This window comes from Synechococcus sp. CS-197 (assembly GCF_025128215.1).
Lineage (GTDB): Bacteria > Cyanobacteriota > Cyanobacteriia > PCC-6307 > Cyanobiaceae > Synechococcus_C.
Map to the genome: position 1 here is coordinate 402207 of NZ_JAHLZC010000021.1, position 25122 is coordinate 427328.

The 25122-nt window shown below is 58.8% G+C and carries 27 protein-coding genes, 2 tRNA genes and 1 pseudogene; 11 read left to right on the forward strand and 19 right to left on the reverse strand.

Features of this window, described 5'->3' with window-relative positions:
- The first annotated feature begins 3 nt into the window (after window positions 1-3).
- Window positions 4-795: a winged helix-turn-helix domain-containing protein gene (locus tag KQ296_RS12555; RefSeq protein WP_041428512.1), complete on the forward strand. Its 792-nt coding sequence runs from the start codon at window positions 4-6 to the stop codon at window positions 793-795.
- Here KQ296_RS12555 and KQ296_RS12560 read toward each other — a convergent pair.
- The 7 genes from KQ296_RS12560 to KQ296_RS12590 form a co-directional block, all read right to left on the reverse strand.
- Window positions 743-1291, reverse strand: a complete 549-nt coding sequence (locus KQ296_RS12560) for a hypothetical protein (RefSeq protein ID WP_011933282.1) — start codon at window positions 1289-1291, stop codon at window positions 743-745. The genes KQ296_RS12555 and KQ296_RS12560 overlap by 53 nt on opposite strands.
- Window positions 1292-1294: 3 nt before the next feature.
- Window positions 1295-1579 (reverse strand): hypothetical protein, encoded by a 285-nt coding sequence (locus tag KQ296_RS12565; protein WP_011933283.1) that lies wholly within the window; start codon window positions 1577-1579, stop codon window positions 1295-1297.
- A 54-nt stretch (window positions 1580-1633) separates the two neighbouring features.
- The gene (crtH, locus tag KQ296_RS12570) at window positions 1634-3184 is read right to left on the reverse strand and encodes a carotenoid isomerase (protein ID WP_186471304.1); all 1551 of its coding nucleotides are present in this window, start codon (window positions 3182-3184) and stop codon (window positions 1634-1636) included.
- 27 nt (window positions 3185-3211) lie between these two features.
- Entirely contained in the window at window positions 3212-4165 is a 954-nt protein-coding gene (locus tag KQ296_RS12575; protein ID WP_041428514.1) for a cation transporter, read from the reverse strand.
- Entirely contained in the window at window positions 4146-5522 is a 1377-nt protein-coding gene (gene trmFO, locus KQ296_RS12580; RefSeq protein ID WP_041428842.1) for an FADH(2)-oxidizing methylenetetrahydrofolate--tRNA-(uracil(54)-C(5))-methyltransferase TrmFO, read from the reverse strand. The genes KQ296_RS12575 and trmFO overlap by 20 nt, the downstream gene beginning before the upstream one ends.
- A gap of 52 nt (window positions 5523-5574) precedes the next feature.
- Window positions 5575-5697: a photosystem II protein Y gene (locus KQ296_RS12585; RefSeq protein WP_011933287.1), complete on the reverse strand. Its 123-nt coding sequence runs from the start codon at window positions 5695-5697 to the stop codon at window positions 5575-5577.
- A gap of 62 nt (window positions 5698-5759) precedes the next feature.
- Complete coding sequence (locus KQ296_RS12590; RefSeq protein ID WP_041428843.1) at window positions 5760-6293, reverse strand: gamma carbonic anhydrase family protein; 534 nt, start codon at window positions 6291-6293, stop codon at window positions 5760-5762.
- Between the two features lie 145 nt (window positions 6294-6438).
- Between KQ296_RS12590 and KQ296_RS12595 the strand changes: the two genes are divergently transcribed.
- Both KQ296_RS12595 and KQ296_RS12600 read left to right on the forward strand, forming a co-directional pair.
- Window positions 6439-6510: transfer RNA gene (locus KQ296_RS12595), tRNA-Lys, on the forward strand.
- Between the two features lie 41 nt (window positions 6511-6551).
- The gene (locus tag KQ296_RS12600; RefSeq protein WP_041428516.1) at window positions 6552-6965 is read left to right on the forward strand and encodes a response regulator transcription factor; all 414 of its coding nucleotides are present in this window, start codon (window positions 6552-6554) and stop codon (window positions 6963-6965) included.
- Here KQ296_RS12600 and KQ296_RS12605 read toward each other — a convergent pair.
- The 3 genes and pseudogenes from KQ296_RS12605 to KQ296_RS12610 form a co-directional block, all read right to left on the reverse strand.
- Window positions 6931-7845: a sensor histidine kinase KdpD gene (locus tag KQ296_RS12605; protein ID WP_259726518.1), complete on the reverse strand. Its 915-nt coding sequence runs from the start codon at window positions 7843-7845 to the stop codon at window positions 6931-6933. The genes KQ296_RS12600 and KQ296_RS12605 overlap by 35 nt on opposite strands.
- A gap of 27 nt (window positions 7846-7872) precedes the next feature.
- Window positions 7873-8091: pseudogene (locus tag KQ296_RS12730) on the reverse strand (PAS domain-containing protein); the annotation flags it as partial.
- A complete protein-coding gene (locus tag KQ296_RS12610; protein ID WP_011933291.1) occupies window positions 8081-8458 on the reverse strand; it encodes a PAS domain S-box protein in 378 nt (125 codons plus the stop codon). The gene KQ296_RS12610 and the pseudogene KQ296_RS12730, both read right to left, overlap by 11 nt.
- Window positions 8459-8559: 101 nt before the next feature.
- Here KQ296_RS12610 and KQ296_RS12615 point away from each other — a divergent pair.
- Window positions 8560-8633, forward strand: a tRNA-Pro gene (locus KQ296_RS12615).
- Window positions 8634-9283: 650 nt separating this feature from the next.
- Here KQ296_RS12615 and KQ296_RS12620 read toward each other — a convergent pair.
- The 3 genes from KQ296_RS12620 to KQ296_RS12630 are packed head-to-tail and all read right to left on the reverse strand — an operon-like array spanning window position 9284 to window position 11472.
- Window positions 9284-9520 (reverse strand): hypothetical protein, encoded by a 237-nt coding sequence (locus KQ296_RS12620; protein ID WP_011933293.1) that lies wholly within the window; start codon window positions 9518-9520, stop codon window positions 9284-9286.
- 33 nt (window positions 9521-9553) lie between these two features.
- Window positions 9554-10351, reverse strand: a complete 798-nt coding sequence (locus KQ296_RS12625; RefSeq protein ID WP_011933294.1) for a metallophosphoesterase — start codon at window positions 10349-10351, stop codon at window positions 9554-9556.
- A gap of 8 nt (window positions 10352-10359) precedes the next feature.
- On the reverse strand, window positions 10360-11472 hold the full coding sequence (locus KQ296_RS12630; protein WP_011933295.1) for an AAA family ATPase: 1113 nt from the start codon (window positions 11470-11472) through the stop codon (window positions 10360-10362).
- A 55-nt stretch (window positions 11473-11527) separates the two neighbouring features.
- Between KQ296_RS12630 and KQ296_RS12635 the strand changes: the two genes are divergently transcribed.
- A complete protein-coding gene (locus KQ296_RS12635; RefSeq protein WP_041428849.1) occupies window positions 11528-11977 on the forward strand; it encodes a Fur family transcriptional regulator in 450 nt (149 codons plus the stop codon).
- A 7-nt stretch (window positions 11978-11984) separates the two neighbouring features.
- Here KQ296_RS12635 and KQ296_RS12640 read toward each other — a convergent pair whose 3' ends face one another.
- Entirely contained in the window at window positions 11985-12458 is a 474-nt protein-coding gene (locus KQ296_RS12640) for a hypothetical protein (protein ID WP_011933297.1), read from the reverse strand.
- Between the two features lie 64 nt (window positions 12459-12522).
- Here KQ296_RS12640 and KQ296_RS12645 point away from each other — a divergent pair, with 64 nt between their 5' ends.
- The gene (locus KQ296_RS12645; protein ID WP_011933298.1) at window positions 12523-12783 is read left to right on the forward strand and encodes a cell division protein SepF; all 261 of its coding nucleotides are present in this window, start codon (window positions 12523-12525) and stop codon (window positions 12781-12783) included.
- On the opposite strand, the gene arsS is transcribed toward KQ296_RS12645, so the two are convergent.
- Window positions 12776-13720, reverse strand: a complete 945-nt coding sequence (arsS, locus tag KQ296_RS12650) for an arsenosugar biosynthesis radical SAM (seleno)protein ArsS (RefSeq protein WP_011933299.1) — start codon at window positions 13718-13720, stop codon at window positions 12776-12778. The two genes, KQ296_RS12645 and arsS, sit on opposite strands and share 8 nt — an antisense overlap.
- Window positions 13721-13752: 32 nt before the next feature.
- Window positions 13753-14514 (reverse strand): hypothetical protein, encoded by a 762-nt coding sequence (locus KQ296_RS12655; RefSeq protein ID WP_011933300.1) that lies wholly within the window; start codon window positions 14512-14514, stop codon window positions 13753-13755.
- A gap of 78 nt (window positions 14515-14592) precedes the next feature.
- Between KQ296_RS12655 and KQ296_RS12660 the strand changes: the two genes are divergently transcribed.
- Window positions 14593-15504: a hypothetical protein gene (locus tag KQ296_RS12660; protein ID WP_011933301.1), complete on the forward strand. Its 912-nt coding sequence runs from the start codon at window positions 14593-14595 to the stop codon at window positions 15502-15504.
- Here KQ296_RS12660 and stpA read toward each other — a convergent pair.
- On the reverse strand, window positions 15458-16669 hold the full coding sequence (gene stpA / locus KQ296_RS12665) for a glucosylglycerol 3-phosphatase (protein WP_041428850.1): 1212 nt from the start codon (window positions 16667-16669) through the stop codon (window positions 15458-15460). The genes KQ296_RS12660 and stpA overlap by 47 nt on opposite strands.
- Before the next feature lie 161 nt (window positions 16670-16830).
- Between stpA and KQ296_RS12670 the strand changes: the two genes are divergently transcribed.
- Entirely contained in the window at window positions 16831-18360 is a 1530-nt protein-coding gene (locus KQ296_RS12670) for a hypothetical protein (RefSeq protein WP_011933303.1), read from the forward strand.
- On the opposite strand, the gene KQ296_RS12675 is transcribed toward KQ296_RS12670, so the two are convergent.
- Window positions 18357-21041, reverse strand: coding sequence for an AAA family ATPase (locus tag KQ296_RS12675; RefSeq protein WP_011933304.1), 2685 nt, complete (start codon window positions 21039-21041; stop codon window positions 18357-18359). The genes KQ296_RS12670 and KQ296_RS12675 overlap by 4 nt on opposite strands.
- Entirely contained in the window at window positions 21032-22177 is a 1146-nt protein-coding gene (locus KQ296_RS12680; protein WP_011933305.1) for a DNA repair exonuclease, read from the reverse strand. Before KQ296_RS12680 ends, KQ296_RS12675 begins: the two co-directional genes overlap by 10 nt.
- A gap of 122 nt (window positions 22178-22299) precedes the next feature.
- On the opposite strand from KQ296_RS12680, the gene KQ296_RS12685 reads away from it, so the two are divergent.
- From KQ296_RS12685 to KQ296_RS12695, 3 genes are read left to right on the forward strand one after another with little or no spacing between them, the layout of a single operon-like run.
- The gene (locus tag KQ296_RS12685) at window positions 22300-23436 is read left to right on the forward strand and encodes a phosphotransferase enzyme family protein (protein WP_011933306.1); all 1137 of its coding nucleotides are present in this window, start codon (window positions 22300-22302) and stop codon (window positions 23434-23436) included.
- A gap of 1 nt (window position 23437) precedes the next feature.
- Window positions 23438-24019 (forward strand): DOMON-like domain-containing protein, encoded by a 582-nt coding sequence (locus KQ296_RS12690; RefSeq protein WP_011933307.1) that lies wholly within the window; start codon window positions 23438-23440, stop codon window positions 24017-24019.
- Entirely contained in the window at window positions 24016-25029 is a 1014-nt protein-coding gene (locus tag KQ296_RS12695; protein ID WP_011933308.1) for a lytic transglycosylase domain-containing protein, read from the forward strand. The genes KQ296_RS12690 and KQ296_RS12695 overlap by 4 nt, the downstream gene beginning before the upstream one ends.
- Window positions 25030-25122: the final 93 nt, after the last annotated feature.

Sequence of the window (25122 nt, forward strand, 5' to 3'; positions counted from 1 at the left end):
CGTGTGACTCCCCCTTCCAGAGATCTGATCGCCAAAGCATCCGGACTCGTGCCGGCTCAGCAGACTCCCCCAGCGGCCTCGCCGGCGAAGGAGCCTGCGCGCGTGCTGGTTGTTGAGCCCCATCCAACCTTGCGGACCGTTCTTGTTCAAAGACTCCGCCAGGATGGCCATCTCACGGCAGCTGTCGCCTCCTCGTCTGAGGCCATTGAGCTTTGCCAGGAACAAACTCCTGATCTTCTAATCAGCGCAGAGCTGCTCGAAAAGAGTTCGGCGCTCCGGCTCGGCCAACAGCTGCGCTGCCCTGTGATCGTTCTCACGGCCCGGAACGGAGCAGAGCCTGTGGTGGGCCTGCTCGATGACGGAGCCGACGACGTGCTTCGTAAGCCCTTCGGCCTTGAGGAACTCGCCGCAAGGTGCCGAACCCTGCTCAAACGCGAACGCAGTGGCCTTCAAGAACGGGTGAAGGTGGGGCCGCTTGAGGTCCACCTCCTGCTTCGCCAGGTCACCCTGCGCGAAAAGCCCGTTGAACTCAGTCCCCGTGAGTTCGCACTCCTTTGCGCCCTCTTGATGCCTCCAGGGATGGTGCGCAGTCGTCAGGAGTTGTTGAGAATGGCGTGGCCCCCCTTCAGCGGTGGGCCACGCTCCGTGGACACCCAAGTGCTCACGCTCCGGCGCAAACTTGAACAGGCCGGCCTGGGCGACGGAGGGGGGATCACAACCGTTCGGCAACAGGGCTATCGATTCAGCCTGGATACGCTGCCGGAAGAGTCATCCAGTTCATCTGAACTGCCGTAGCGATCGCCAATTCGGTAAGGAGCATCAGCACAGCGAGGGCTGCAAGCAACTGGTAAGTCCAGGGAGGCGTCAGCCTGCCGATGGCACTGGTATCAATCCCGGTTCGTTCCTGAAGGATGGACAAAAATTGATCGAAACGTTCCAAGCGTTGGGGAAGCAGACGATGTCCGTCATTGGCTGTTTTGAGGTAGTAAACCGACCCCCCCTGACTTGTCCCCACAGGGACCACACGGCGAATCTGATCCCAACGCAGCTGCCATCCGCGACGCAACAACCAACGGCACCATGGGGGATGACCGACCACGAGCCCCGATTCGTCCACCGAAACCTGCTCGCTCAACATCGCCAAAACCACGAAAAGACCCAGCGGAGCGGCAATCCAAAGGGTGATCCGTAGGGAAGGAGGAGCCATCAAAGGCAGTGGCACCACAAGGGCCAGGTACACGCAGATCAGGGTTCCCCGAATCAGGCTCGAAAGGCGGAAGCAGTCACGCATGGTTCAGCGATCTTCAGGGGAGCCCGGCAGGGGTTCGATCACATCCGAAGGGCTGTAACCACCGGAGAAAACCTCGGCTTCACGGCCCTTCCAGAATTCTCCAAGGCGCATCAAATCGGCGTGAGCCTCTTGCAGGCTTTCGATGTAGGACTCAGGCGACATCGAGGCTTTTGCTTCTTTGAGCTTGGCCAAGCGCAGCATCTGCAGCATCCAGGGCTTGCCGATCTCCCCGCGCTGCTCAATGTACCGAGCCAGATCCGCTGCGCTTGGTTGGGGCGCCGAGGCCATGATCATTCAGTGAGAGCTTTAAACCTTAAGCAGCGGCAAAAAACTCCGTGGTTTTTAGGCCGGCAGCGCCCAGGCGTTCAGGCCTAAATCAGCGCCGATGCGATGGCTGCAGGCATAACCACTGAACGCCACAGCATTGAGACCCTGACCTGGGAAACAGGAATCACCCACGCAGTAAAGACCTTTGAGTCCGGTTCTGTTGAACGGCATCGGCAACAATCCCGGTAGGCGCATGGAAGGAATCGGGCCATAGCTTCCTCCCATCCGTCCAAGAAAACGTCGATGGGTTCGTGGTGTTCCCACCTCCCGAAGCTCAATAGCCGCTTCAAGTCCCGGAAGAAGCGCCTCCAAACGCTCAATCAACCTGGCGGCATCAGCCTCTTTTTTGGCTTTGTACTGCGCAGGAGACAAGCCAGACCAGGCGGAGATCTCGCTCATGGTGAAGGTGTGCACGATGTGGCGACCTTCAGGCGCCAGAGATGGATCCAGCAAGCTGGGGATCGATACGAAAATCACCCCCTGTTCCGACTCGAGCTCATTCCAGTCTTCAAGAAGAAGGTGATGACAGTGCAAGCCGTTGGGAATGACATCAGCCCTCACGCCGAGATGCAACGACAAAAATGAACTCGAGGGTTGATAACGACGGCGCCAGGTTGCCTCTCGAGCGGGCGTATGGTCCGCATCCACAAGCGTTGTTGAAGGAGACCCATCCCCTGAGAACGTGTCCCAGCGTGTGGCGTTGCTCACCACGCGCCGGGCAAAGAGCTCCTCTCCATCAGCGAGACGTACGCCAACGGCTTGACCAGCTTCGATGATGACGTCAGTCACGCGCGATCGGTAGCGAATCTCACCGCCATGGCTTTGGAGGCCGGCCACCAGTTTCTCCGCGATTGTGCCGACACCACCCTTCGGATAATTGATTCCCCCGGCGTGACGGTCTGAGAACACCATGCCTGCGTTGATCATCGGTGTGCGATCGGCAGGCATCACAGACCAGCAGAAACATTCCATGTCAATCAAACGCAGAAGCTCCTCGTCGCGGATGTGCTGACGGGCCACATCTCCAACGTTGAATGGAAGCCAGCGAGCAAGACCGAGGCAGGCCAGAGGAGCACGAAAAAACACTTTGGCCAGGTAGGCAGGATCCTCGAGCGACAACAGCGGCATCGCATCGAGACAACGAAACACCTGCCAGCAGGTGTCGTAAAACGCACGGATGCCCTTGGCTTCGTGCGGGAACCGCGCCGCCATCCGATCCATGAATCCGCCGTAATCCCGGTCCACCTGCATGGTGAGACCGTCGGGCAGGTGGTATTCAAGCTGTACGGGATCGGGCACTGTGTCGCAGCTCTGGCCCACATCCGCCAAAGCCCGAGTCAGCAGATTCGTATGGCCGTGCTCTCCGAAGCCGAAAATCATCGAGGCGCCCACATCGAAGGTGTAGCCGTCCCGTTTGAAGCTTCCCCCAGACCCACCTGGAATCAGATAGCGCTCAAGAACGAGCGTCTTTGCTCCTTTCACAGCCAGCTGGGACGCTGTAACCAGGCCACCGATTCCAGAGCCGATCACGATCACATCCCAACCTGGCTTGGACCTTGAGACCACGTTCAGGATTCGCGTCAGCGTTCAAACTTAGGAGGGCTCGCCCGATGTGAAGGGCGGTGTTGCCGTCAAAATCACTTCAGTCCGCACAGGCCGAGCCAGCAAGTCGCCGCAGCGCTCATCAATTCGGTGACGGATGAGATCAAGGGCGGCTCCATCCATGGGCTGGCTGGGATTCAGATACACCACCACAAAAGCCGTACGACCCACCTCATACACGGTGAGATCAAGCAACCAGCACGACAGTCCCGCGAGTAGATCCTCCAAAGCCAGACGCGTGCTTCGAATCAAATCGGATTCAGCAGAAACCCCAGCAGCCTGACCCAAGGCTGTGAGAAAGCCATCGAGAGGTTCGCGCAGCACAGCGACACTCACCACCAGCACGAGCAGTGAGTCCATGATCGGAATCAAAACCGCCAGCATCGTGCCCCGGAGCAAGGGAGTGCCCAAGAGAGCCAATCCCGTCAAGCCACTGATCAACCCATCCACACGGGCCGCTTTCGCTTCTGTGAGCAAAATCTGCGAATGCCGGCCGGTGATTGCCCAGTCGTGTTGATGACGCCAGGCCAGGCCCCAGCAGATCACCACCATCGCCAAGGAATACCAAGCCACAGGACCGAGACGCACAGGCATCACGGGTCGTCCATTGGCATAGTCCACCACCGTGCTGAGAGCCGAAATGGCGGCAAACGACAGCACCCCGATCAGGACCAACGAGCGAAAGAGCACGTACAACGCTTCCTGACCGTCGTATCCATAGGGGTAGGCCCTGTCGGGAGGGCGCACCACATTGCGACTGACCCGTGCTGCCACAAGTCCGGACCCCACCATCACTGCGGAATAGAGGCCATCAAGCAGCAAGGCATAGGACCCGGAAATCACATGAACACCGATCCCTGCAACGGCCATCACGGCACTCGCCATCACGCCGACTTTGAGGGAGCGACGTTCAATCAGTCGGTGTTCAGGCCGGACAGGGGACATTCCCGAGAGCTTGTTCCTCTCTTGCTAGCAGTAGATCCGCCAATGCCCTGTCCCGATAAGCCCCGTAGCGAGCTCGTTTGTCGCGGATGCGCTCAGGCAGCTCAGGCAGGAGGCCGAAGTTGGGGGGCATCGGCTGAAACTTGCCAGAGGGCGCTTCGCTTATGAAGTGCGTCAAGGCCCCCACCATGGTGGTGCGGGGGAGATCGATGGGGCGCTCTCCGCGAACAAGGCGCGCAGCGTTAGTACCCGCCAGCCAACCGCCGGCAACCGCAGCGGCATAACCCTCGGTACCAGTGATCTGTCCAGCAGCCAGAAGGTTCGGTCTGGAGCGGAACTGAAGCGTGGCATCGAGCAAGGCCGGAGCCTCCAGGAACGTGTTGCGATGCATCACGCCAAAGCGAACAAACTCCGCCCCCTCCAGACCGGGAATCATCTGCAGAACACGTTTCTGCTCTCCCCATTTGAGATTGGTCTGGAAGCCCACAAGGTTCCACAGCCGGCCATCTTTGTCTTCCTGACGCAGCTGCACCACGGCATAGGCGCGTTTGGCCCGGCGCACATCCCGATCATTGACATCGCCCCAGCGCGGATCCCAGAGGCCGATCGGTTTAAGGGGGCCGTAGCGCATGGTGTCTTCACCGCGCCTGGCCAATTCTTCGATCGGTAAACAGCCTTCAAAGAATGTGGCATTCCCTTGATCGAAGTCTTTGAGCTCCGCTTGTTCGGCCGCCAGTAAGGCGTCACGGAACCCCAAATACTGCTCCCGGTTCATCGGGCAGTTGATGTAATCCGCGTCTCCTTTGTCGTAGCGGCTGGCCCGAAAGGCCTGGGTCATATCGACGCTGTCACCTTCAACAATCGGGCTCGCTGCATCGAAGAAATGACAGTCAGCACGTCCGGTGAAGCGACGCAGATCCTCCGCGAGAGCGTCGCTCGTGAGCGGCCCTGTGGCGAGCACCGTGACCTGGTCGGTGGCAGGCAGCGCAATCTGCTCCTCACGTACGAATGAAACCCGAGGGTGCTGCTCAAGCAATTGAGTCAGGGATGCGCTGTAACGGCCGCGATCCACGGCGAGGGCACCGCCCGCTGGAACCGCATGACGATCGGCCATCTGAATCACAACGGATCCAAGCCGCCTCAATTCTTCCTGAAGCAGTCCAGCCGCTCTGTCACTGCTCAGTGCGCCAAAGCTGTTGCTACAAACAAGTTCAGCGCATTCCGAACTGTGATGAGCAGGGGACCGACGGATAGGTCGCATCTCCACCAACTGCACATCGAGACCGGCCTCGGCGACTTGCCAAGCAGCCTCTGTGCCGGCAAGGCCAGCACCGATCACTACAACGGATGGAGCTGCCAAATGGATCGGGGCGATGGATCTCAACCCTATCGATCCAAGTGGTCGCGTTGGATCAGGCCCGACTGCGCTTGATCATCAACTGCAGCTGGCCCACAGCGGCACGACCGATGTTGAAACCGGCCCAGCCCAAGGCAAGCAGGATGGGTGATGCCACGAGGACGAGCCGGAGATCCATGAGTCCAGACAGGAGGATTGGGAGATCTTAAGGATTGCAGAGCCAAGAGAGGCTGTGTTGCATCACTCCGTTTGGATTTGCAGCATTCGAGCCCAAGTGCGTGCCAGTTCGGCGTAGCGGCGAGCATGGTCCCTCTGCGCGGCGCGAGCGTCAGCATTCAGCTCTCGTTTCACCTGCGCTGGAACACCAGCAACGAGGCTGCCGGGAGGAACATCCTTCGTGACCACGGCTCCTGCCGCCACAAGGGCGCCCTGACCGACGGTGACGCCATTCAGGACGATGGCACCGATGCCGATCAAGCAGCCGTCCTCAAGGGTTGCACCATGCACCACGGCTCTATGACCAATGGTGACATCAGCGCCAATGGTGACGGGCGCATCGGGATCACCATGAAGAACGGCGCCATCCTGCACGTTGCTGCCCGGGCCAATCGAGATCGGCGCCATATCCCCCCGGGCAACCGCCAACGGCCAAAGGCTTGCGTCAGCGGCCATCTGCACATCCCCCATCACCACAGCACTTTCAGCAACCCAAGCCCCAGGATCAATCTGAGGCGCAGGAAACATCGCGCTCTGCGGGCCGCTCCGGTCAGTCATCAGGCCATCTGCCGATGGAACCCATGATCCCAGCTCCATAACCATCCTCCACGGGCAGCCCCTTGGACGAAGGTTCCCCCGGGTGATACTTTTCACAGGTGCTTCACGGCACACCCTGTACCTGTCTCGATAGACCGGCACAGAAGGGTCGCTAGCTCAGCGGTAGAGCACTCGGCTTTTAACCGATTGGTCCTGAGTTCGAATCTCAGGCGACCCATGCGTGTTTCATTTGTTTCGTTGCCTGGGCTTCCGTGAGCGATGGCTGATCAATTCGTTGTTGCAGTTGTGGACGATGATCCACGCTTGCGCCAATTAATCCTCGAAGAGCTCACGGATGAGGGGGTTACGCCCATCCCCTGCGAGACAGGGCAACACCTCCTCGATCTCCTTCAGACACAAACAGTCGACCTGGTTTTCTTGGATCTGATGATGCCAGGGATGGATGGTTTTCAATGTTTAGCGGAACTCAGAAAGCAATCAGTTCCAGTGCCTGTGATCGTCGTCACCGCACTCAACGACGAGATCAATCGCCAGAAAGTTCATGATCTCGGCGCAGTTGACTACATCCTCAAGCCCGACCTGTTTGAGCATCTTCCCGAGCTTCTGGATCAACATTTACCAGGCCCTCGCAACGTGATCAATCGGGGGCAACCACTGGAAAGCGAAGGGTGACTGAGTCATAACCATTGATTGAAGTCTCCATAGGCGTGGAATTGCTCAGGAGCATCCCTCCCATTCCTGCTACAAGATTGTTAACAACTGAAAATCCGAGATTACTGGCGTTCCAATCCCCTTGAGCCTGCTCTGGTTCATCCGAACTGAACCGACTCCCTTGCCTAGAGAGCTGCTGATTGCCAGCCATCTCAGCTGAATTGAAGCCAACGACCACATCCACGAACCCAGACGAACGACACTCATCGACACAAAGAACTAGCCCCTCTGATCCATCAATCAAACTGTTTTCAAAAAGGGTATTGAGAATTCGAGTCAGAGCAACTTGATCAAGATCGACCCAACATGTAGATATTGATTCATTGATTTGTAAAGACACACTGGGACGCTTGTCAGGCTCAAGTGAATGAAGCCATCGATCGAGAAAATCTCTAAGAGGAGCACGCTTTAGGTTCCAATGGAAATGATCAGTATCCAGTTCGGAAAGAATCAAGAGTTTGTCAACCAGCGCTGCCATCCGCTTGGTTTCGTCGATGGCGTCGCCCAAAGCACGATCCAATGGTTGCGCCAAGTCAGACTTGCGCTCAAGGCGACGCAAACTTCCGGTGAGAATGGCCAGTGGCGTGCGCAACTCATGAGCCAGGGTGTTGATGAAAGCACGCTGTTGCTGGAGCGACTTTTCGAGTGGCTCGAGATCTCTGAAAGTCAGGAGTGTGAAAACACCACCTAACTCAGAGATCGGCCGCCAAGACACCATGCGTTGAAGAACATCCGATTCATCTCCCGCAAGCGCCACAATCGCTTGCACGAGCAAGGAGGCCTGTCCCTCACCCAGCCTGGCCTGATTCAAAGGGTGCTGCGGATCAGACAATGTGAGCAAGCGTTGATCGAGATGGCGTAAGCGAAGCAGAGCCTCCAGGGGCTTTCCGACCACGCGTAAGGGAAGACCACCACCCCATAAGTCAGCGGCTGTTTGATTCACCCAGCGCACCTGATGCCCGGAATCAACAATCAGCATCGCCTCGCCAGTGGCATCAAAAGCCACCCTCAGCAAACCCAGGGATTGACGCAGCTGCTTCACGAGTGCGGAGGTCTCGGGATGCGGCTCGAATCCTTCAGCAGGCATGGGGGCCTTCCAGTGGCCTCAACGTGGCCGCAAAACTCCAGCCTTCCTTTGAATCCTTTTCCGCCACGATGAAATGTTCACTGCGGATCACCGAGCCGTCAGCACAGATCGTGGCCAGCTCCAGTGGGTGGTTCACCACCTGCGATGACTCCGTGATCTGGAAACGGGCAAATCCGGCGTGGTGAAGTTCGCGGAACTCTTCGGGAAGGATCATTCCAAGAGTCTCTCCAAGGAGGGATGAATCCCATCCATAAATCGTGCCAAATCGATCGTTGAACTCAACCACGAGCCCTTCGCGATCGGCACGTACAAAGGGAAGGTCGAAACGCTCCCGTAGGGCCGCAACCGCTCCAGGGGTCCAGTCCATTCAAAGGATCAGCGTCTCTTTGCAGGTTAGGCCTGAGTAGCGCTGACGAGCGTTGGCCAACAACCAGTGCACGCCCAGGTCAACAATTACAATCTCAGAAACGGGGCGTGGCGCAGTTTGGTAGCGCGGGTGCTTTGGGAGCACTAGGTCGCAGGTTCGAATCCTGTCGCCCCGATTGTCTTGTTGTTCTGGCATCAGTAGCTGTTGAGACGGTTCCAATCGCCTCCACCGTCCAAGCTCCCGACAGTTACCAAGAACCAGTGGAAGTTCTCACCGCTCTGGCCATCCTTCCTTTCTTGGCCGCACTCGTCGTCGGCGCCCGAGAAGCGGAAGATGCCAGCCGCAACAGCTGATCGCCATCGGCCTTGACGGTTCGACTGTGAAGGATCGGCTCCAAAGGACCTTGTGTCCGTGGTGCTTGAACGACGTTCGTTGCTAAGCCGGATGCAGAGCCGGATACTGCGATGCGCTGGACGCTGGTCCTAACAAGTCTTGTTTTAGGTGGTTTTGCAGCGACAGCCAAGGCCGACAGCACACGTGTGGTTCTGCAAAGCGGGCAGTCCATCGTCCAAGCCAATGCGTCTCTCACAGCATCGGGATGGCTCCCCGCACCCCAACGTCCAGCCCTTGACTTTGAGAAGTCCCTGTCTGGAACAGACTTGCAAGCCTTGGCGTCCTGTTCAGGGACAGGTCCGGGCTTTTGTCGATACGACTATCAACGTGATGGTCAGCGCCTCTTCGTGGTCACGGTTGCTGACGGCGCTCAACCGCAGAAAGCGGGCATTGTGACCCGCTGGTGGACTGAACCTTAGGGCCGGCCTGATTTCAAGCCAATCCGTTCACAAGACGGAGGGTGCCCCAGAGATCAAAAACGCAGAAGACGATACCGATCACAATCAGGTCCCAGGCTTTATGGCGCAGGGCCCAAGGAGCGAGAAACACTTCGGCAACGCCGTGCAGAGCTGTTCCCAAAGCGATGTGCTCGAGCACCAGGAGTCCATGGGCCAGAAGGAAGAGCCCACTGGCGACGAATCGCATCAACACCGTCCAGGAAGCTGACACCCTCGCCCTCAAACAGGCATCACATTATCGGGTTCACCCTGCTGCTTGCTCACAGGCCGACCAGCGCATGAGGCGCTCCTGCACAGAACCATCCTCCATCAGATCGAGCAGGCGACCGCCGGGATCCCAGGCCCTTCCGAGCGGACAGGGCTGAACTGGATGAAAGGACACCAATGTCGAAGGGCAACCAAGCAGGCTGAGATCTGAGCGGGGAGCCGCCATTCCCTTCCAGTGCTGATGGATGTGACCAAACAGCACAACCCGAACCGCAGGCCATCGCTTCAAAGAGTCCATTAATTGCTCACCATCAGAAAGCCCGATGGTGTCCATCGAGGCATCACCAATCGGGACTGGAGGGTGATGAAGAGCCACCACCACAAACTTTCCAAGCGTTTCGGCCTCCCTGAGTTGGGTGTTGAGCCAAGACAGTTGAACGCCACCGATCACTCCAGCGCACCCCCCTGCTCGGTGACTGGACACAACAAGCAAACGCCAGCACCCCGCGTCCATCACGCCGGGAGCAACAACCCAATGGCGACCCAGCACGGCACGCAACCTCTGGGGATGATCATGGTTGCCTGCTGTGAAGCCAAGGCAAACTGTGCGTGCAGCCTGTTGCTGGATCGCAGCATCAACCGCATCACGCAGACGCACGTAACCGCACCAGGTTTCGTCATGGCAGCAATCTCCGGTGACCAGCAGCAGATCCGGCTGTTCCTGCAGGGCTTGGGCGAGTGCCTTTTGAAAGAGAGACAACGCTGAACGTCCGCGCACACGCCCCTCAGCACGCGCCACCAGGTGTGGATCACTGAGTTGAATCAGTCTTGGCATGAGCAGCGTCAGGAAGGCCAGCGCCAGGCACTGCGTTCCAGCATGGTCTGTTCAGGAATTTCTGTGGATCCCAATTCACGCACCAAGTGCACGCGATGACAGTCATCACCGCCTGACAAGGCCTCGATGAGACGCGGGGAGTGGGCGATCACCCACACCTGCGTCCGTTGGGAGCAGGAGCGGATCAAACGGGCGAGAGGCAACAGCAAATCGGGATGAAGGCTGCCTTCCGGCTCGTTGAGAACCATCAGAGGCGGCAGTCTTGGACTGAAGAGCGCAGCTGTGAGCAGCAGGTAACGCAGGGTGCCATCGGACAGCTCCGCAGACTGGAGGGGACGAAGAAGGCCAGGCTGATGAAACTGCAGCCGGAACAAGCCATCGCCATGGTTCACCGACACGTGGGCACCAGGGAATGCATCGTCCACAGCCGCTAAAAAGGCCTCACCATCCCCGCTCTCAAGAATGGTTTGCACCGCAGCGGGTAAATCGCGACCATCAGCGGCCAGAGCGAAGCAGCGAGTACCCACCACAGGGCAACGGGCGGGAGCCTCAGGATCCGTCCTGAAGCTGTCATAAAAACGCCAGCTCAGAATTTGCTCACGCAGAAGCAGAACCTCGGGTCGCTCCTGCGGATCCACGCCCACTTGAAACAATCCACGGTCTGGATCACGCTCCCCGGAATCGGAGCACAACAGAGCACGGGGGTGAAAAGGCGATCCGGCCCAGATCCATTCCCCCTTGCGTTCAGGGTCGAGGGCAAAGGCGGTCCGTCGTTCCTGGGGGTAACCAAGCTCAACGGCATAGGAGAAGGGATCTGCTGCAAATCCCAAACGCAAACGAACTGGCTTGGCGCGAGGTCCACCCTGAATGGGGGCGTCACCCGAGCGCATGCCCCGGCTCAGGGTTTCGGGTCCGGCCCACATCACCGCAGGCAATCCACCCTCCCGGGCGAGACAGCCCATCAGATCTCCACGAGCAGCCGCAACAATCAGCTTGAGGGAACGGAACAGATTGGATTTGCCGCTGCCGTTGGCCCCGGTAATCAGCGTCAGGCGATGCAGAGGAATCACCACATCCCGGAGAGAGCGATAACCAGACACCGCCAGGTGCTGCAGGGTCAAATCTGGACTCCAGTCTCAATAAACACTACTATTGAGAATGATCAGCTGGATTGGGATGCCATCAGTGTCCATGCACCCTGAGACTGGCGGATCTCTGCAGCAAGGGCTGCATCAAGACGGACGTCGACTGACACCCCAACGCAGGCGGATCCTGGAGTTGTTCGAATCGCTTGGAGGTGGACGGCATCTCAGCGCCGAAGACGTGCATCATCAATTGCTGGATCGTGAGTTGAGAGTTTCACTCGCCACGATTTATCGCACACTGAGGCTGTTGGTGGAGATGGGGTTTCTTCAGGAATTACAAACCAGCAACGGCAGCCAGTTCGAACTGGCTGACGCCGAGCACATTCGCCACCACCACCTGGTTTGTGTGCGCTGCGGGCGCACGGAGGAGTTCGAAAGTGAAGAGGTTCTCAATGCTGGCTTGCAAGCCAGCAACAAGTTTGGCTTCGACCTCATCGGCTCCAGCCTCACGGTGCGAGGCATTTGCCCGCAATGCCGTTGAAGAGGAGTCAGTGATGCTCCTGCGGATGCTCCAAGCAGGGCATCCAGTAGTTCCCCATGCGGTGTGCACCCTTGCAGCCAAGGCTCTTGGCCTGTTCTTCGGCAAGCTCTCGGGTTGGGTAAGCAAGCGTGCGGGGATCATCCCCATTCAGGGACCCTGATCCTTCAGCGCCGTGATGGGCGTGGTGATCGTGATCACCTGGTTTCGCTCCGATTCGCACCAGGCCCATGCTCATGGGTCCTGCGGTCCAAACCCCCATGGTGTTCACTCCAACCGCGAGCAGTCCCATGCCAACGATCGAGAGATTGATCACACCCATGGCCACAATGCCAATGGAGACCACACCCATCGGCACGATTCCGATGCAGACGACGCCCATCGGAACGATGCCAATGGACACCGTGCCCAAAGGGGCAACGCCGATGGCAAACCGTTTGGGTTTGCTGCCGCAGTGGGCAGGGCCCTGATCAGTAGGTTGCATTGCATTCATCCGTTCATGATGACGTTTGCTCCCAGCGCAGCTTGCTTGAGCCAAGCTGAGTGTGATGGATGGTGATCTTCCCGAAGGATTTCACGAGGTGCTCGTGATCACTCCCCTGCTCTTCGAGCAGGGAGCGGAAGCGGTTCTGGCCATTCGCGAGCAGTGCACGGTGGTGCTGAATCTCACGGCCATGGAGCCATCATTGGCCCAGAGGACAGCCGATTTCGTTTCCGGTGGAGTCAGGGCACTCGACGGCCAGGAGCATCGCGTCGGAGAGCAGGTTCTGCTCTTTGCGCCTGCCAACGTTGATGTGAATCTCAGCTGAGCGACCCACCACAACTGGATCCCTGTCCGGCAGTGCAGCCGAAGCAATGATCCGCAACAGCAATGGGCTGATCCTCCAAACCACCCTGCACCGTTAAAAGGTCGGCGAGCACGGCAGGCTCTGCGCCGGCTGCACAACCGAGTTGTTGATTGAAATCGCAGTCATGAAGTGCTCCGGTCCAGCTCACGCTGATCAACGTCCGACACATCACCTCATCAAGATTGGCAGGTCGATGCGCCTCACGCAGGAGAGTTTGATATCCCTCGAGTTCTCCGCTGACCTCGAGATCGCGAGCAAAACGCTTGATTGGCATATTGGCGATTGTGAGCAACTGATGAAACGAAATCCCATGGGACTTCATCAATTGCTCCCTGTATTGCGCCTGTAATGATTGCTGCGGTGGTGGCAAAGAGGGCCCGGACGGGTTGTAGACAAGATCCAGCTCCAGTGGCGAACCGGGCATTCCATATCCCAACTGATTGAGCCTTTTCAACGCATCAAGACTGCGCTCGAATACACCGCGACCGCGTTGTCGATCAACGCGATCCTGTTCGTAGCAGGGCAGTGAAGCCACGATGCGCACACCTGAATCAGCGAGAAATTCAGCGAGTGTTTCTTGCCCCGGTTCCATCAAAATCGTGAGGTTGCAGCGATCAATCACCGCGACGCCCTGGGCGCGGGCCTCACGCACAATCTCCCTGAACTGCGGATGGAGCTCGGGGGCACCACCTGTTAAATCAAGGGTCTTCAAGTGACAGTGCTGCAGAACCTGCGCAATCAGCTTCACCTGATCGGGCTCCATCATTTCTGTGCGCCAAGGCCCTGCATCCACATGGCAATGACTGCAGCTTTGATTGCAGCGGTAGCCGAGGTTCACCTGCAATGTTTCAAGGCGACGTCGCCGAAGGGATGGGAAGGGCGAGGGCAGAGTCTTCATCGCATCAGGCTGGATTCTGACTGACCCCGCCATCAAGGTTGTGCCGCCATGCGGTCGAGTAGCGCCACAGTTAAATCATCGCCTTGGGTTTGAAGGTAGGCATACCCCTTTCCATCGGAACGAAGGATCGCTGCATACACGTAATTCACCCCCCGGGCATCTTGCTGACGAATGCGCCCGACGCAATTGTCGTCTTGTAGGAAACGACCCTGATAAGCCGCGACTTCACCGGCACCGTCATACGACGACACAGCCAGCCCCGCCATTTGCCATGCCGACCAGATCTCACGTTGAATCACGGCATTTGGCGTCCAAGCTCCATTCGCGAACGTCATCCCCATCTGACGACTGAGCACGGTGCCATCCATTGCAGAGGGCTTGCAGGCGCCAGCAGGCTGGGGCAACCACTGCTCGGTCACGACATCACCAACCTTCGTACTGATGCCAAAACGGGGGGTTCCCTGATCGGAGAGCAGCACACTGCTTGCACTTCCCTGCTGGTCACGGGTCACGGTGAGGCCGCAGGCGGACACTTTTTGCCAACGCCCCTGATAGCGGGTTTCGCTGTAGCGACGCCCGACGCGCAGAAAGCGTCGACCACGGACCGATCCATCCTCCAACCAGGTTTCAAGCTGCAAACCACCCAGAGGTGCCTCGCCACGCTGGCCTTGGCGAATCACCAGATAACTGCCGGGACGAGGAGCGGCACACTCCATGGGTTCCGGTTGATTCGCCCGCACCGATGCCGGCACGCAAACAGCCAAGGCAATGGACCCAAACAACAGCGAACGCATGCTCACGATTCCACTGAACTCAGTGTGCAGACTTCGGCGAGTTGAGCCATCATCGTTCAGCGATCTGAGGCTTCAGTTGTGCGCATCTGGCCGCTGATAGCCCTCGGTGTGTTCGCCGGGATCGCCGGAGGGATCAGTGCCCGCCTCTTCAGTGGTGGATCGATGCACTGGCCGGAGCCGCCTGCCCAACTGATCTTGAATCCGCGCGAGGAGCCACCGCCGCAACCTCCATCACGGGATGAAATTGCGCGCTTCGTGCCTGATCAACGTGCCGAACTCATTCGCGAGAACGGAGATTCCATCGCTGTTGAATACAGCAGCGTGATTTTGGATCCGCGCTGGATCGATCTGGAATTTTTCGGAGGTTGGAACCGGGAATTCGAAGCCAACGAGGACTCAGAGGCCCTGCTTTTTTTCACCGGCCCAACCTTCGAGAAACAATTCGGTCGCGGGGACTTGGATATGGCGCTCCATGGCGATCTGATGCTCAGCAATGGAACCTGGCGAGCTGGAAACCGAGCAGCGGCAGCGGGCCGGGCCTACATCGCTGTTTCTGAAAACGGAAACCTGGAGTTCGGCTACGGGGATCTCACACCGAGCCGAGAGGAAAGATTCCGTCTTTTCATTGGTGGGTTGCATGCCTTCAGTCACAAAGACCAGATCCCTCCAAGCAGCTATCGCGGTGTCTACGGAGAGATGCGGCTTGCCGACGTACGCATCGTCTATGCACTACGAAGCGATGGCGCGCTTGAGCTGATTGAAACCGCCGATGGCGTTCATTTCAATGATCTCAAGCTGCTGGTGGAGCAGCGCAACTTCAAGGCAGCCTTTCTTCCAGACCATGCCTCGAAATCCCGGCTGATCGTCCCGGGCCTCCGTCCTTGGAGTGAGGAGCAGGCCATCTGGGTGAGTGGGGGCAAACCCTCAATCACCCAGCTGCCCTTCATGCTGAGGGTTCTGGCCCGTGATGCGCTTCCGCAAGTGCAATGAACCAGTTCACGTAGCGTTCCGGTCCTTCAGGAATACAAACATCAAACCGCAGTGAGTCGTTTGGATCACTGATCCCTTCGAGAGAGCCATCCAGTAGGGAAGGTCGATCCACTTCCCCAGCGCTGCTGTCCACGAGAACGACACGGTTGCAGTGCCCATAGCTCTCACCGAGCTCCTGGAGAAGGGTGAGAAATCCGCGGTCACTGCCACCGCGTAACCATCCATCCCCTGAAGGGCAGGGTGTTGACGTCACAGTGTCACCGACACCGACGAGGTGTGGCATCTGGTCTTGGGCGATGTGCTCATGACAGAGCGCAAGCAGTGCCCCATGGTCGTGGGGAGCTGTACGCACGTTGAAGTCGTCACCCAACGGTGCCGTACCGGTGCGATCGGCAATGTGGCGATTGATCAGCACCAGCAAGCCAACTTCCTTGATCGCTCCACGCAGCATGAACTGAATGTCGGTGCTCCCCACATCACCGGCCTCCGCTGGTTTAAGGCGTTCGACCCCCTCCTGATCACGTCCAAGGTTCGGAGCCACATGCAGAAAGAAGGAGTTCGCCAGGCCTTCGGCTGCAGCCATCGCCATCAGCTGATCCATGAGCTCCTGAAGCATCACCTGCAACTGCCGTTGCCGTGCCACATCATTGGGAATCAGGCTGAACAGGCTGTTGAGATTGATGGTGGGCGAGACCTGGGTGTCGAGGATCGCGCGCTCAATCTCCGCGGCGATGGCCTCGTTTCCAAGCTCAGGCATGACGGAGGGAAGTCTCTCGGCAAGAAGACCCTGCATGCGCGTTGGCACATTGGCGAGAAACGTCATCTCGGCATCACTGACACCCGGATGGGTGAGATGCCCGTAACAATCTTGCAGCTGCACACCACCAGCTGCCAGTCCTGGCAGGTAAAGGCCCTCCCGTGCAGCCGTTTCGGTGTCACCAAGGGCAGCCTCCACAAGCCGGTTCACACCACGGCGGCCTTCATGCTCACCGTTGGTCAGCACCTGAAAGCGCCCCTTCAACGTCGCTGCTGCTCGCACGTAATCGGCCGGCATCCTGCGGGTGAGCGGGTCCTTCACCAGCGGCATGCACACTCCGTCGAGGTCCTGAACAATCAACAGATCCGAACTGGCGAGCAGCTCCTCTTGAAGTTGGGCGAGATCCATCCGAAACACCTCGATCGCTGAACCGGTCGTCACGATCCCACGATCAGCCCATCCAGCCAATCACGCCCAGCAGAGCAAAGACGGCAACTGCCAGGATTTAAACGAGGCCACTGCCTAGTGTTGAAGATCAAGGCTTGATCACAGGAGACTGCGCCGATCGCATGGACACGGCCCTGAACAGCAATGGATTCTTCCCTCGCAGCTTGGATGCCGACCTGGTGCGGCAACGCATCCGCGAGCTGGAAGCAGGGAAGGTGGGTTTTTACAGCGTGGGGTTGTACCCCGCCTCACTCGCTTACAACTGCGCCATGCAGCAAGAGGAACCTGCTTCATTGCTTCTGGCGGCCCGCCCTGGCCGACAACTTCTTGGGGCCTTCTCCCAGGAAGCCCTCGAAGGCATGGACCCAGATCACGTTGCCACCGTGGAGCGGATGGGAAGCCATCTTCAGAACGGTCAGCGCTGTCCGAACACCCTGAAAGACCTCTTGCTGCGCTGCGAGCTGGTTGTGCTCAGCGCAAACAGCAATCACGTGGAGGAGGATCTGCAGGAAGCCTGCCGCTTGCGTGCGGAACTCGGCCGTGACCACGTGGTTCTTGCCTGCCTGGCTGGGTCATTCAGCCATGACCACATCGCCAACGAGTCGTATGTGCTGTGTGAGAAGGTCCCCAACCTGGGATTCTTCTCCGGATTTCATCGCCACGGGGCACTGCGCAATCCCCACGACAGCTTCACCGCCAATTTCTGCCATCCCAGTGCCCTCACAGCCCTGCTGGCAGCACGAATGCTGGATCGCCTCTCACCGAATATCCAGGTATCGCCTGGGGTTCACAACGTCGAAGGGCAATACATCAAAGCGGCCAAAAACATGGCGTCGGTGTTTGCCGGGTTTGGCTACACCTACCACTACGACAACCCTGGGGTGCTCCCCACCTTGCTCACCCTGCTGCTGGATCAATGCCTCGATCAGGCAGCCACGGTGTCGATGGCACGCCGAAACAGGCAACGCCTCTACAACCGCCAACCGTTCCCCCTCACCGAACTCGGCTACGGCGTCCAGAGAATCGAAGCCGCTCTTGTGAGAGGAGGGGATATGGAGAAGGTGCGCGATCACACGTTTGCCCAACTCACAGCGATGGTCGCCGATGTGCGCGGCAGCATGATGCGTCCTGTTTCCGGAAAGCCAACGCGCAATTTCCAGGCAGGCCAAGTGCTCGCCGAACACATGCGCGTGGAACAACGCTGCCCGAACTCCATGGAGGAACTGGAAAGCTGGTGCGAAGACGCTGGCTTACGCAAAGGGGGGCTTGAGGGACTCAAGGCCCTGCGCTACTGGCCTCAGATCGCCAGGAAGTATGCGATTCCAGTCCATGACGCGTCCATGGTCAACTTGCTGTACATGGCGATTTACGGCCAATCCAGCACCAAGGATGTGGCCTTTTCGGTGATGACCGAAAGCCGCGAGCTCTCGAACTACTGCCAGGAATCCGTTCGGCCCACCCACAGCCGTCGCTACGCCGAAGCACTTCAAAACCTCGATCAGCAAGAGGCGATGGACTTAGTGGTCAATGCCGTGATTGCTGATAATGCTCGCCGTTTGATTAGAGACGACTCCGGTGTGGAGGAGACGGAGGCCAACGCCGAACCCCCCGCCTATCTCAAAGCGATGAATGTGATCGAAAATGCGCTTTAAACCGTTGGCTCAAGAGAGGGGAGCATGACGCAGGCATCAGCGATGTCGCGATACGGGTCCGGATCACAACTCAGAACCACCACCTGAAGCCCAAGATCAACAGCCTGCCGCAACATGGTGAGCACTGAAGCCAACCGCTTCGGATCGGTGTTGGTGAAGGCATCGTCGAACAGCAGGGGTAGGCAACCGTCATGACTGCTGCGGAGCGTGTCGGCGATCGCCAAACGCAGAGCGGCGTTGAACTGCTCCTTCATGCCTCCGCTGAGCTGGGCGAACTCAAACAACCGCCCGGATCGTTGCAATTGCAGCGCATTCAAACCCTTTGTGGGATCCAGATTGAGCTCACAACCATCAGAGGCCTCCAGAAGCAGGGGAGCCAGGAAGTGATTGATGCTCTGCTTGAGGGGCATGGAATAGCGCCTGGAGAGATCGCGTCGTGCCTCCTGGAAACGCCTCAGCAACAGCTGGCGTGCTTCCGCCACCAACGTTTGCTGCTGTTCAGCCCGGATCGCCAGATCCATCGCGGCTGCAGCCTCCTCGACCAGCGCGTGCAAATCGCTGCGCCCGAAACGATCGCAGCGCTCCAGCAGCCCCCCCTGTTCACGATTGAGATCTTCACGCCGACGGGCGAGGGTCAGCTCTTGCTGTTCAAGAGCGGCCAACTGCTTGTCAACATCAGCCTCCCGCTCCAAACCAGCCTCAGCAGTGAGCGCAAGAAGCTTGGACTGCTGAAGACAGATGGTCTCCATCAGACCATTCAGCTCCTGCTGAATCTGTGCCTGTTCACCGTGAGAGTCGACAAAGGTTTGCCGCTGTTGGCGGCGCTGAAGCTGTTGGGCTTCCTGGCGTTCAACCGCGACGCGTCGCTCCTGTTGATTCGACTGAACAGTGCGCAAGGTCCGCTCCAGTGCATCGAGCCCCGCGCGAAGCGCCCGGGTCTGATCTTGAACGGATTTGTAGGTGGCCCGGCAGTCGAGAAGTGCCTGATCCAAAGCCGCGGAATCCATCGTGAACGCTGTCTCCAGGCCAAGGTCCTGCTGGAGGGCTGAGCGTTTTTGCTGCAGTGTTTCCAGGGATTCGGTCCCGTCAGCATGGGCTGGATGCTGCTGATCCAACTGCTGGAGGCGCGCTGTGACCAGAGCGAGCTCCTGGCTGAGTTGTTGCCGTTGGAAGAACTGCTCCTTGGCCTCCTCCAGGGATTGGGCGCCCCATTGCCGCAGCCCTTCGTTGACTTGGGTTTGGAGTTGGGAGCGTTGTGTGGTCAGCGCAGCGATGCCAGTGCCCTCTCCGGGATTCACCTGCACCATCACCCCCTCACCGACCTGCAGCCGAAATGGCCCGGAACGCTGCAGTGTCTGTCCCTCAGGCAACGCGACACCATCCAGCACCACCTCCTGGTCAGCCGCTTCCAGGTGAATCGACGACGCCATACTGTTCAGTCGGATCTCCAGTTCGCGAAGCCGTTCCTGCCAACCTTGCAGGGCCGACAGAGCCTCGCTGGTTTGGCTCGGAGCAGCAGCAAGCTTGTTTTGGAGTGATCCCTGTTGCGCGAGCAGGCGAGCCCGCAGATCGGCACGTTGTTGATAGTCGCGAATTCGGGTTTCGAGGGTTCGGATCTCCTGCTGCCGACGCAGTGAATGACCGCGCTCCTCAAGCGCTTGTCGCTGCTCTTCCAAAGCGTTGAGAGACGCCTGCCTGGCTTTGAGCTGTTCGGACTGCTGGGCGACCTGGTCCCCCGCTTTCTCCAGGTCACGGCGATGGGCCTGGATTGAGCGGTCTGTCGACTCCGTTTCAGCATCGAGAGACATCAGAGTCTTGAGCTGTTGCTTGCGCTGTTGTTCCTCCTGAATGAGCGGCGCCAGCGAACGCTGCAAATCGCGCAAGGTGGTGAAGCGTCTGCGCTGTTGTTGAAGTGCTGGAGCCTGGACGGTCTCAAGATCTCGGAGCGCCTGCTCATTGCGATCGAGCTCTTGGCAGGCCGCTTCGTACATCTCAAGCTGTTGACACGCATCCCGGTGCCGCTGCTCAGCCTGCTGTAACTCCTGGCGTCGCTTCCAGAGTTCGCTTTGCTGCTTGACACCACGCGAAGTGAAGCTGGAGGCGACCAACACCTCGAGCTGATCGTGAATGTGTTGATCCAGGGGTGATTGCAGGGAGTCCGAAGCCTGGTTCTCCAGGGCAGCAATGAGGCCGTTGAGGTCGTAATGGCTGCCATCGAGATCGAGGAGATTGCGGCCTGCAAGTCCTTGCATCACCCAGAGATGGGCCCAACGACTGGGCAGAATTCGATTGACCTGTCGACTGCCGATGATCTCTTCGACACCGAGCAGTGCAGCCAGGCGATCCTCCGCATCTCCACCCAAGTGCGCGGGCTCCCCCAGCCGGCTGAGACGGCAGGTGCCACTGGAACCACTGAATGATTTCTGCAGCGACCAGTGATGCCCCTGGGCTTCGAAGTCGAGCTCTGTCTGGGGATGACCGGCATGCACCGTAGAGCGCAGATCACGCATCGCGGCACCGGTCGCTGTGGCACGCACGAACAGCGTGCGATGCATGGCCTCCACCAGTGAGCTCTTTCCGGTTTCGTTACCACCGCCAATCAACGTCAACCCCGGCGCAAACGCCACCTCCAGTTCTCGATGGCGGCGCACACTCTCCAGCCGGCAACGAATCAGGCGCATGGCGAGTCGACGCAGAGCTGATGGAGTTCGATCAAAGCCTGCTCGATCAATGGGTCACCATCCCCCTCGAGCTCTTGTTTCAAACCGGCAGCAATGCTGCTGAGGAGCGGACCGTCGCTCCGGTTTAAGCAGTGATCGAGTTCACCATCGATTGGATGGCGGCGCAGTTCACCTCGCAAGCGCAGGTGCAGAAGCTGTTCGGAAAGCTCATCGACCATTGCCTGCAAACGACGATGGGCGTCCAAACCAAGACGTCCGTTCAATTCAAGTCGCAGCAGATCGCGGCCCGCACGGCTGCCGATGCAGGCATCAAGTTCTTGGTTCAAGCGTTCCAGATCGGGAAGCCCCTGGAGCTGCATGGTGATCCGATGCCAAGCCACCCGCCCAGTCGTGATCGTTTGCACCCGCGGATCGTCCCCCCGCATGAGGTCGGCAAGAATCACTTGCGATCGCTGATCCTCTGGCCCCGACGGGAAACGATCAGGCTCCGGTGTACCGCTGTACCAGGCATTGCTCTGAACCTGCATCAATCCATGCCAGTCACCAAGAGCGATGTAATCGACCTCTCCTGGAGGAAGTTGTTCAAGGTTCAAGGCATTGACATCAACCCCAGAGCCGAATCCCTGCACCGATCCATGGGCCAGCAGAACGCGTGGAGCCTCTGAATCCAGGTTCTGCCAGTTGAGCTGTTCAATCCAGCGCATCGGCCCGACATTGTCGTGCCGCCGAAGCAAGGGACAAGGCAGCAGGGTCAACCCCGCTCGGCTCGTGGGCTCAGGTTGGGTGAGAAGCTCCAGATTCGGGGCCCGCTCCCGCATCCGGCGCAAAAGATCCTCTCGACGCCAGATGCCCCCGGCGCCGCCATGGTCGTGATTGCCGGGAATCACCAGGACAGGGCACGGCAGCGCACCGATCAGCTCCATCACTTCCAAAACCTCAGAGGCCGGAACGGTGGAGGAATCAAAAAGGTCGCCTGCCACGAGCACGGCATCCACCGATTCGTTGCGGGCCACATCGCCGATGCGGCTCACGACCTCAACGCGTTCCCGCTGAAGACGAGCTTGTTTCTGAGGATCAGAAATCCAGCGGTAAGGCTTGCCGATCTGCCAGTCAGCCGTGTGAAGAATGCGGGGCACGCGCTCCCTTGATGCCGTCGGAGCCCATGCTGCCGCCTCCCCGGCTGTTTTTCCGCACACTCTTCACTGGCAAATCAGGGAGAAGACGGCATGGTTTCGCTGTGAGACCCAGGCGATACACCGTGACCAAGGCTCCCTCAGGCTCCAGCTCCCCCCTGGAGACCATTGCCGGACTGTTCCATCCACCGGAACAGATCAAGGCAATCGATCAACTTGGAGCTGGAAACGTGAATGACACCTTTCTGGTCACCCTCGAGGGAAACGCTGCAAGGCAAGCCTTCGTGATGCAGAGACTCAACACGGATGTGTTCGAGAGCCCGGAACTGGTGATGCGCAATCTCCTGCGCCTTGGTGATCACGTCGAGCGGCGACTAGCGCAAGACCCCCCTGAACTTTCGGGGAGACGGTGGGAGATTCCCAGGGTTCTGCCCACCCTTGATTGCGACGGGCACTGGGTTGAGCACGAGGGTGAGTTCTGGCGCTCGATCTCCTACATCGGAGCGGCCACAACCGCCGATGTGATTAAAGATGAGGCCCATGCCTGGGAGCTGGGTTACGGGCTCGGGATGTTTCACCATTTGATCAGCGATCTGCCCACTGAGGAACTGGCAGACACCCTTGAGAATTTCCACATCGCACCGGCGTATCTGGATGAGCTCGATACCGTTCTCGATAGCGCGTTGCCCATCACTGACGCGCGGGTGACTGACGCGCTCGCCTTCGTGGATGCGCGCCGTGAAGGACTCGATGTGCTTGAACAGGCTTGCGCCAGAGGGGAACTGAAACGCCGCCCCATTCACGGAGATCCGAAGATCAACAACGTGATGATTGATGATCTCAGCGGGCATGCCGTGGGATTGATCGATCTCGACACGGTGAAGCCCGGATTGCTTCATTACGACATCGGCGACTGTTTGCGCTCTTGCTGCAACCGCCTCGGGGAGGAAACCACAACGCCTGAGAAGGTGGTGTTCGATCTTGAACTCTGCCGCTCGATCCTGGAGGGGTACCTCAAGGTGGGGCGATCCTTTCTCAGCGATGACGATGTGCGCTACCTGCCAGCGTGCATCCGCCTAATCCCCTTGGAATTGGGTCTGCGTTTTCTCACTGATCACCTGTCAGGCGACTGTTATTTCAAAACGGAGCGAGCCGGCCACAATCTGGATCGGGCTTGGGTGCAGTTCGCGCTCGCGCGTTCAGTGGAGCAACAGTGGGATGAGCTGGTGTCCTTGATCAACAGCCTTCACGGAGGGAACTGACATGGCACGCCATCCCGTGATGGTGCGTCAGGTTTGCCCGCTGGTCCCGTTCTCTGCCAACACATCCCCGCTGCTCCTGGCCAGTGCGGAATTCGTTTGGGAAGAACACAACACCCTCGAATTGAGCTTCAGCCTGAGGCCATCCCAATCGGGTCAGCCGCTTCCCAGGCTGGCTTACAGGGATGCAGCGCTCCGCTCGAACCAGCGCGGCGGGCAGCGCCTCGATGGGCTCTGGAAACACACCTGTTTTGAAGCGTTCTTTGCCCTGCCAAACCGCGACCGTTATTGGGAACTGAATGCGTCACCCAATGGCGACTGGAATCTTTATCGATTCGAGACCTATCGAGGTGAGGGGACCCGCGAACAAACGTCTGCACCCCTGATCCACTGGCAAAGCTCCCGGTGGGATTGCCGCTGCACCATCGCGTTGCCTCTTGATCCCTGGTGGACTGCGGTTCAACTTCCTGAGCTGGCGATCGCGATGGTGCTTGAGGACATGGACAACAACCTCAGCTACTGGGCTTTGTCTCACCACGGAGACGAGCCAGACTTTCACGACAGGCGTGCCTTTCTCACCGCATGACCAGGTTCCTGATCCGTCGCCACCGCTGGACGACTGTGCTGCTCGGTCTGCCGATTCTGTTTACACCTCTCACCGTTGCCTGCCGGCCGCTGAACACACCAACGTCGAAGCGTCCAGAAGCCGTCAAGCCAACGGTGGCTGGCACCAGCATTGAACTGCCAACCCGCTCAGGCCTTCCAGTGGCACCGAACGGGCGCCATTACCCCCTGGTTCCGGTCGAGGCCAACAGCACAGCAACTCTTCTGGTTGGCATCGAAACCGCCTTGGTGGATCCGAACCACGATCCAGCGGAAATCGCTCAACTCGCCCATCAACAGCAGGTCATCTACCGAGTGCTGTCCCACCAGCCTGCAGTTGCTGCAGCGGTGAGGGATCAACTGCCTTCGCAGCTGCAATGGGTGTTCGATCAACACATCGCAGCAAGACGCTCGTTCCTGGCCATGCACCGCGGACCGGCATCCACGACCCTGCCGGCGTGGCGCATCCAGAAACCTGCCTCGCAGGATGTTCTTCTCAAGGCCTACCGAAGCGCAGCGACCGCCACCGGTATTCCCTGGGAGGTACTGGCTGCTGTGAATCTCGTAGAGACCGGAATGGGCCGGATCGATGGTGTGTCTGTCGCCAATGCGCAAGGGCCCATGCAGTTCCTCCCGACCACCTGGGCCGAGCCCGGAATTGGCCGAGATGGAGACATCCGCGATCCGTGGGACGCCATCCATGCAGCGGCGCGTTATCTGGTGCGACGTGGCGGCCTCAAGGACATCCGCCGCGGTCTCTGGGGATACAACAACAGTGATCATTACGGCAAGGCCGTGATGCACTACGCCGCATTGCTCCAACGGGAGCCACTCACCTATCGAGGCCTCTACAACTGGCAGATCCATTACGCCGCCTCTGCAGGTGACCTCTGGCTGCATGAGGGCTATGCAGCCTCGTCACCTGTACCCGTGAGCGTGCATCTGAAGCGGTATCCCCACAGTGCCCCCCCTCAGCGTGCAAAACCCAACTGAACCCTTCACGATGGCGACCAGACAACGATCGTTCCTCGCTCTTGAACGTGACCACTGAGTCAACTGGCAAGCCTTCGCCGATCGCTGCCGCGA

What these genes read in the sequence shown, in the direction of transcription:
- KQ296_RS12590 (WP_041428843.1), bottom strand. Translation starts at nt 6,293, where the DNA reads ATGACTGACCGGAGCGGCCCGCAGAGCGCGATGTTTCCTGCGCCTCAG.
- KQ296_RS12635 (WP_041428849.1), top strand. Translation starts at nt 11,528, where the DNA reads ATGCCATCAGTGTCCATGCACCCTGAGACTGGCGGATCTCTGCAGCAA.
- KQ296_RS12610 (WP_011933291.1), bottom strand. Translation starts at nt 8,458, where the DNA reads ATGGACTGGACCCCTGGAGCGGTTGCGGCCCTACGGGAGCGTTTCGAC.
- KQ296_RS12560 (WP_011933282.1), bottom strand. Translation starts at nt 1,291, where the DNA reads ATGCGTGACTGCTTCCGCCTTTCGAGCCTGATTCGGGGAACCCTGATC.
- KQ296_RS12625 (WP_011933294.1), bottom strand. Translation starts at nt 10,351, where the DNA reads ATGCCAAGACTGATTCAACTCAGTGATCCACACCTGGTGGCGCGTGCT.
- KQ296_RS12565 (WP_011933283.1), bottom strand. Translation starts at nt 1,579, where the DNA reads ATGGCCTCGGCGCCCCAACCAAGCGCAGCGGATCTGGCTCGGTACATT.
- KQ296_RS12600 (WP_041428516.1), top strand. Translation starts at nt 6,552, where the DNA reads ATGGCTGATCAATTCGTTGTTGCAGTTGTGGACGATGATCCACGCTTG.
- KQ296_RS12690 (WP_011933307.1), top strand. Translation starts at nt 23,438, where the DNA reads ATGGCACGCCATCCCGTGATGGTGCGTCAGGTTTGCCCGCTGGTCCCG.
- KQ296_RS12670 (WP_011933303.1), top strand. Translation starts at nt 16,831, where the DNA reads ATGGACACGGCCCTGAACAGCAATGGATTCTTCCCTCGCAGCTTGGAT.
- arsS (WP_011933299.1), bottom strand. Translation starts at nt 13,720, where the DNA reads ATGAAGACTCTGCCCTCGCCCTTCCCATCCCTTCGGCGACGTCGCCTT.
- stpA (WP_041428850.1), bottom strand. Translation starts at nt 16,669, where the DNA reads ATGGATCTCGCCCAACTTCAAGAGGAGCTGCTCGCCAGTTCGGATCTG.
- KQ296_RS12640 (WP_011933297.1), bottom strand. Translation starts at nt 12,458, where the DNA reads ATGCAACCTACTGATCAGGGCCCTGCCCACTGCGGCAGCAAACCCAAA.
- KQ296_RS12585 (WP_011933287.1), bottom strand. Translation starts at nt 5,697, where the DNA reads ATGGATCTCCGGCTCGTCCTCGTGGCATCACCCATCCTGCTTGCCTTG.
- KQ296_RS12695 (WP_011933308.1), top strand. Translation starts at nt 24,016, where the DNA reads ATGACCAGGTTCCTGATCCGTCGCCACCGCTGGACGACTGTGCTGCTC.
- KQ296_RS12655 (WP_011933300.1), bottom strand. Translation starts at nt 14,514, where the DNA reads ATGCGTTCGCTGTTGTTTGGGTCCATTGCCTTGGCTGTTTGCGTGCCG.
- KQ296_RS12675 (WP_011933304.1), bottom strand. Translation starts at nt 21,041, where the DNA reads ATGCGCCTGATTCGTTGCCGGCTGGAGAGTGTGCGCCGCCATCGAGAA.
- KQ296_RS12645 (WP_011933298.1), top strand. Translation starts at nt 12,523, where the DNA reads ATGGATGGTGATCTTCCCGAAGGATTTCACGAGGTGCTCGTGATCACT.
- KQ296_RS12575 (WP_041428514.1), bottom strand. Translation starts at nt 4,165, where the DNA reads ATGTCCCCTGTCCGGCCTGAACACCGACTGATTGAACGTCGCTCCCTC.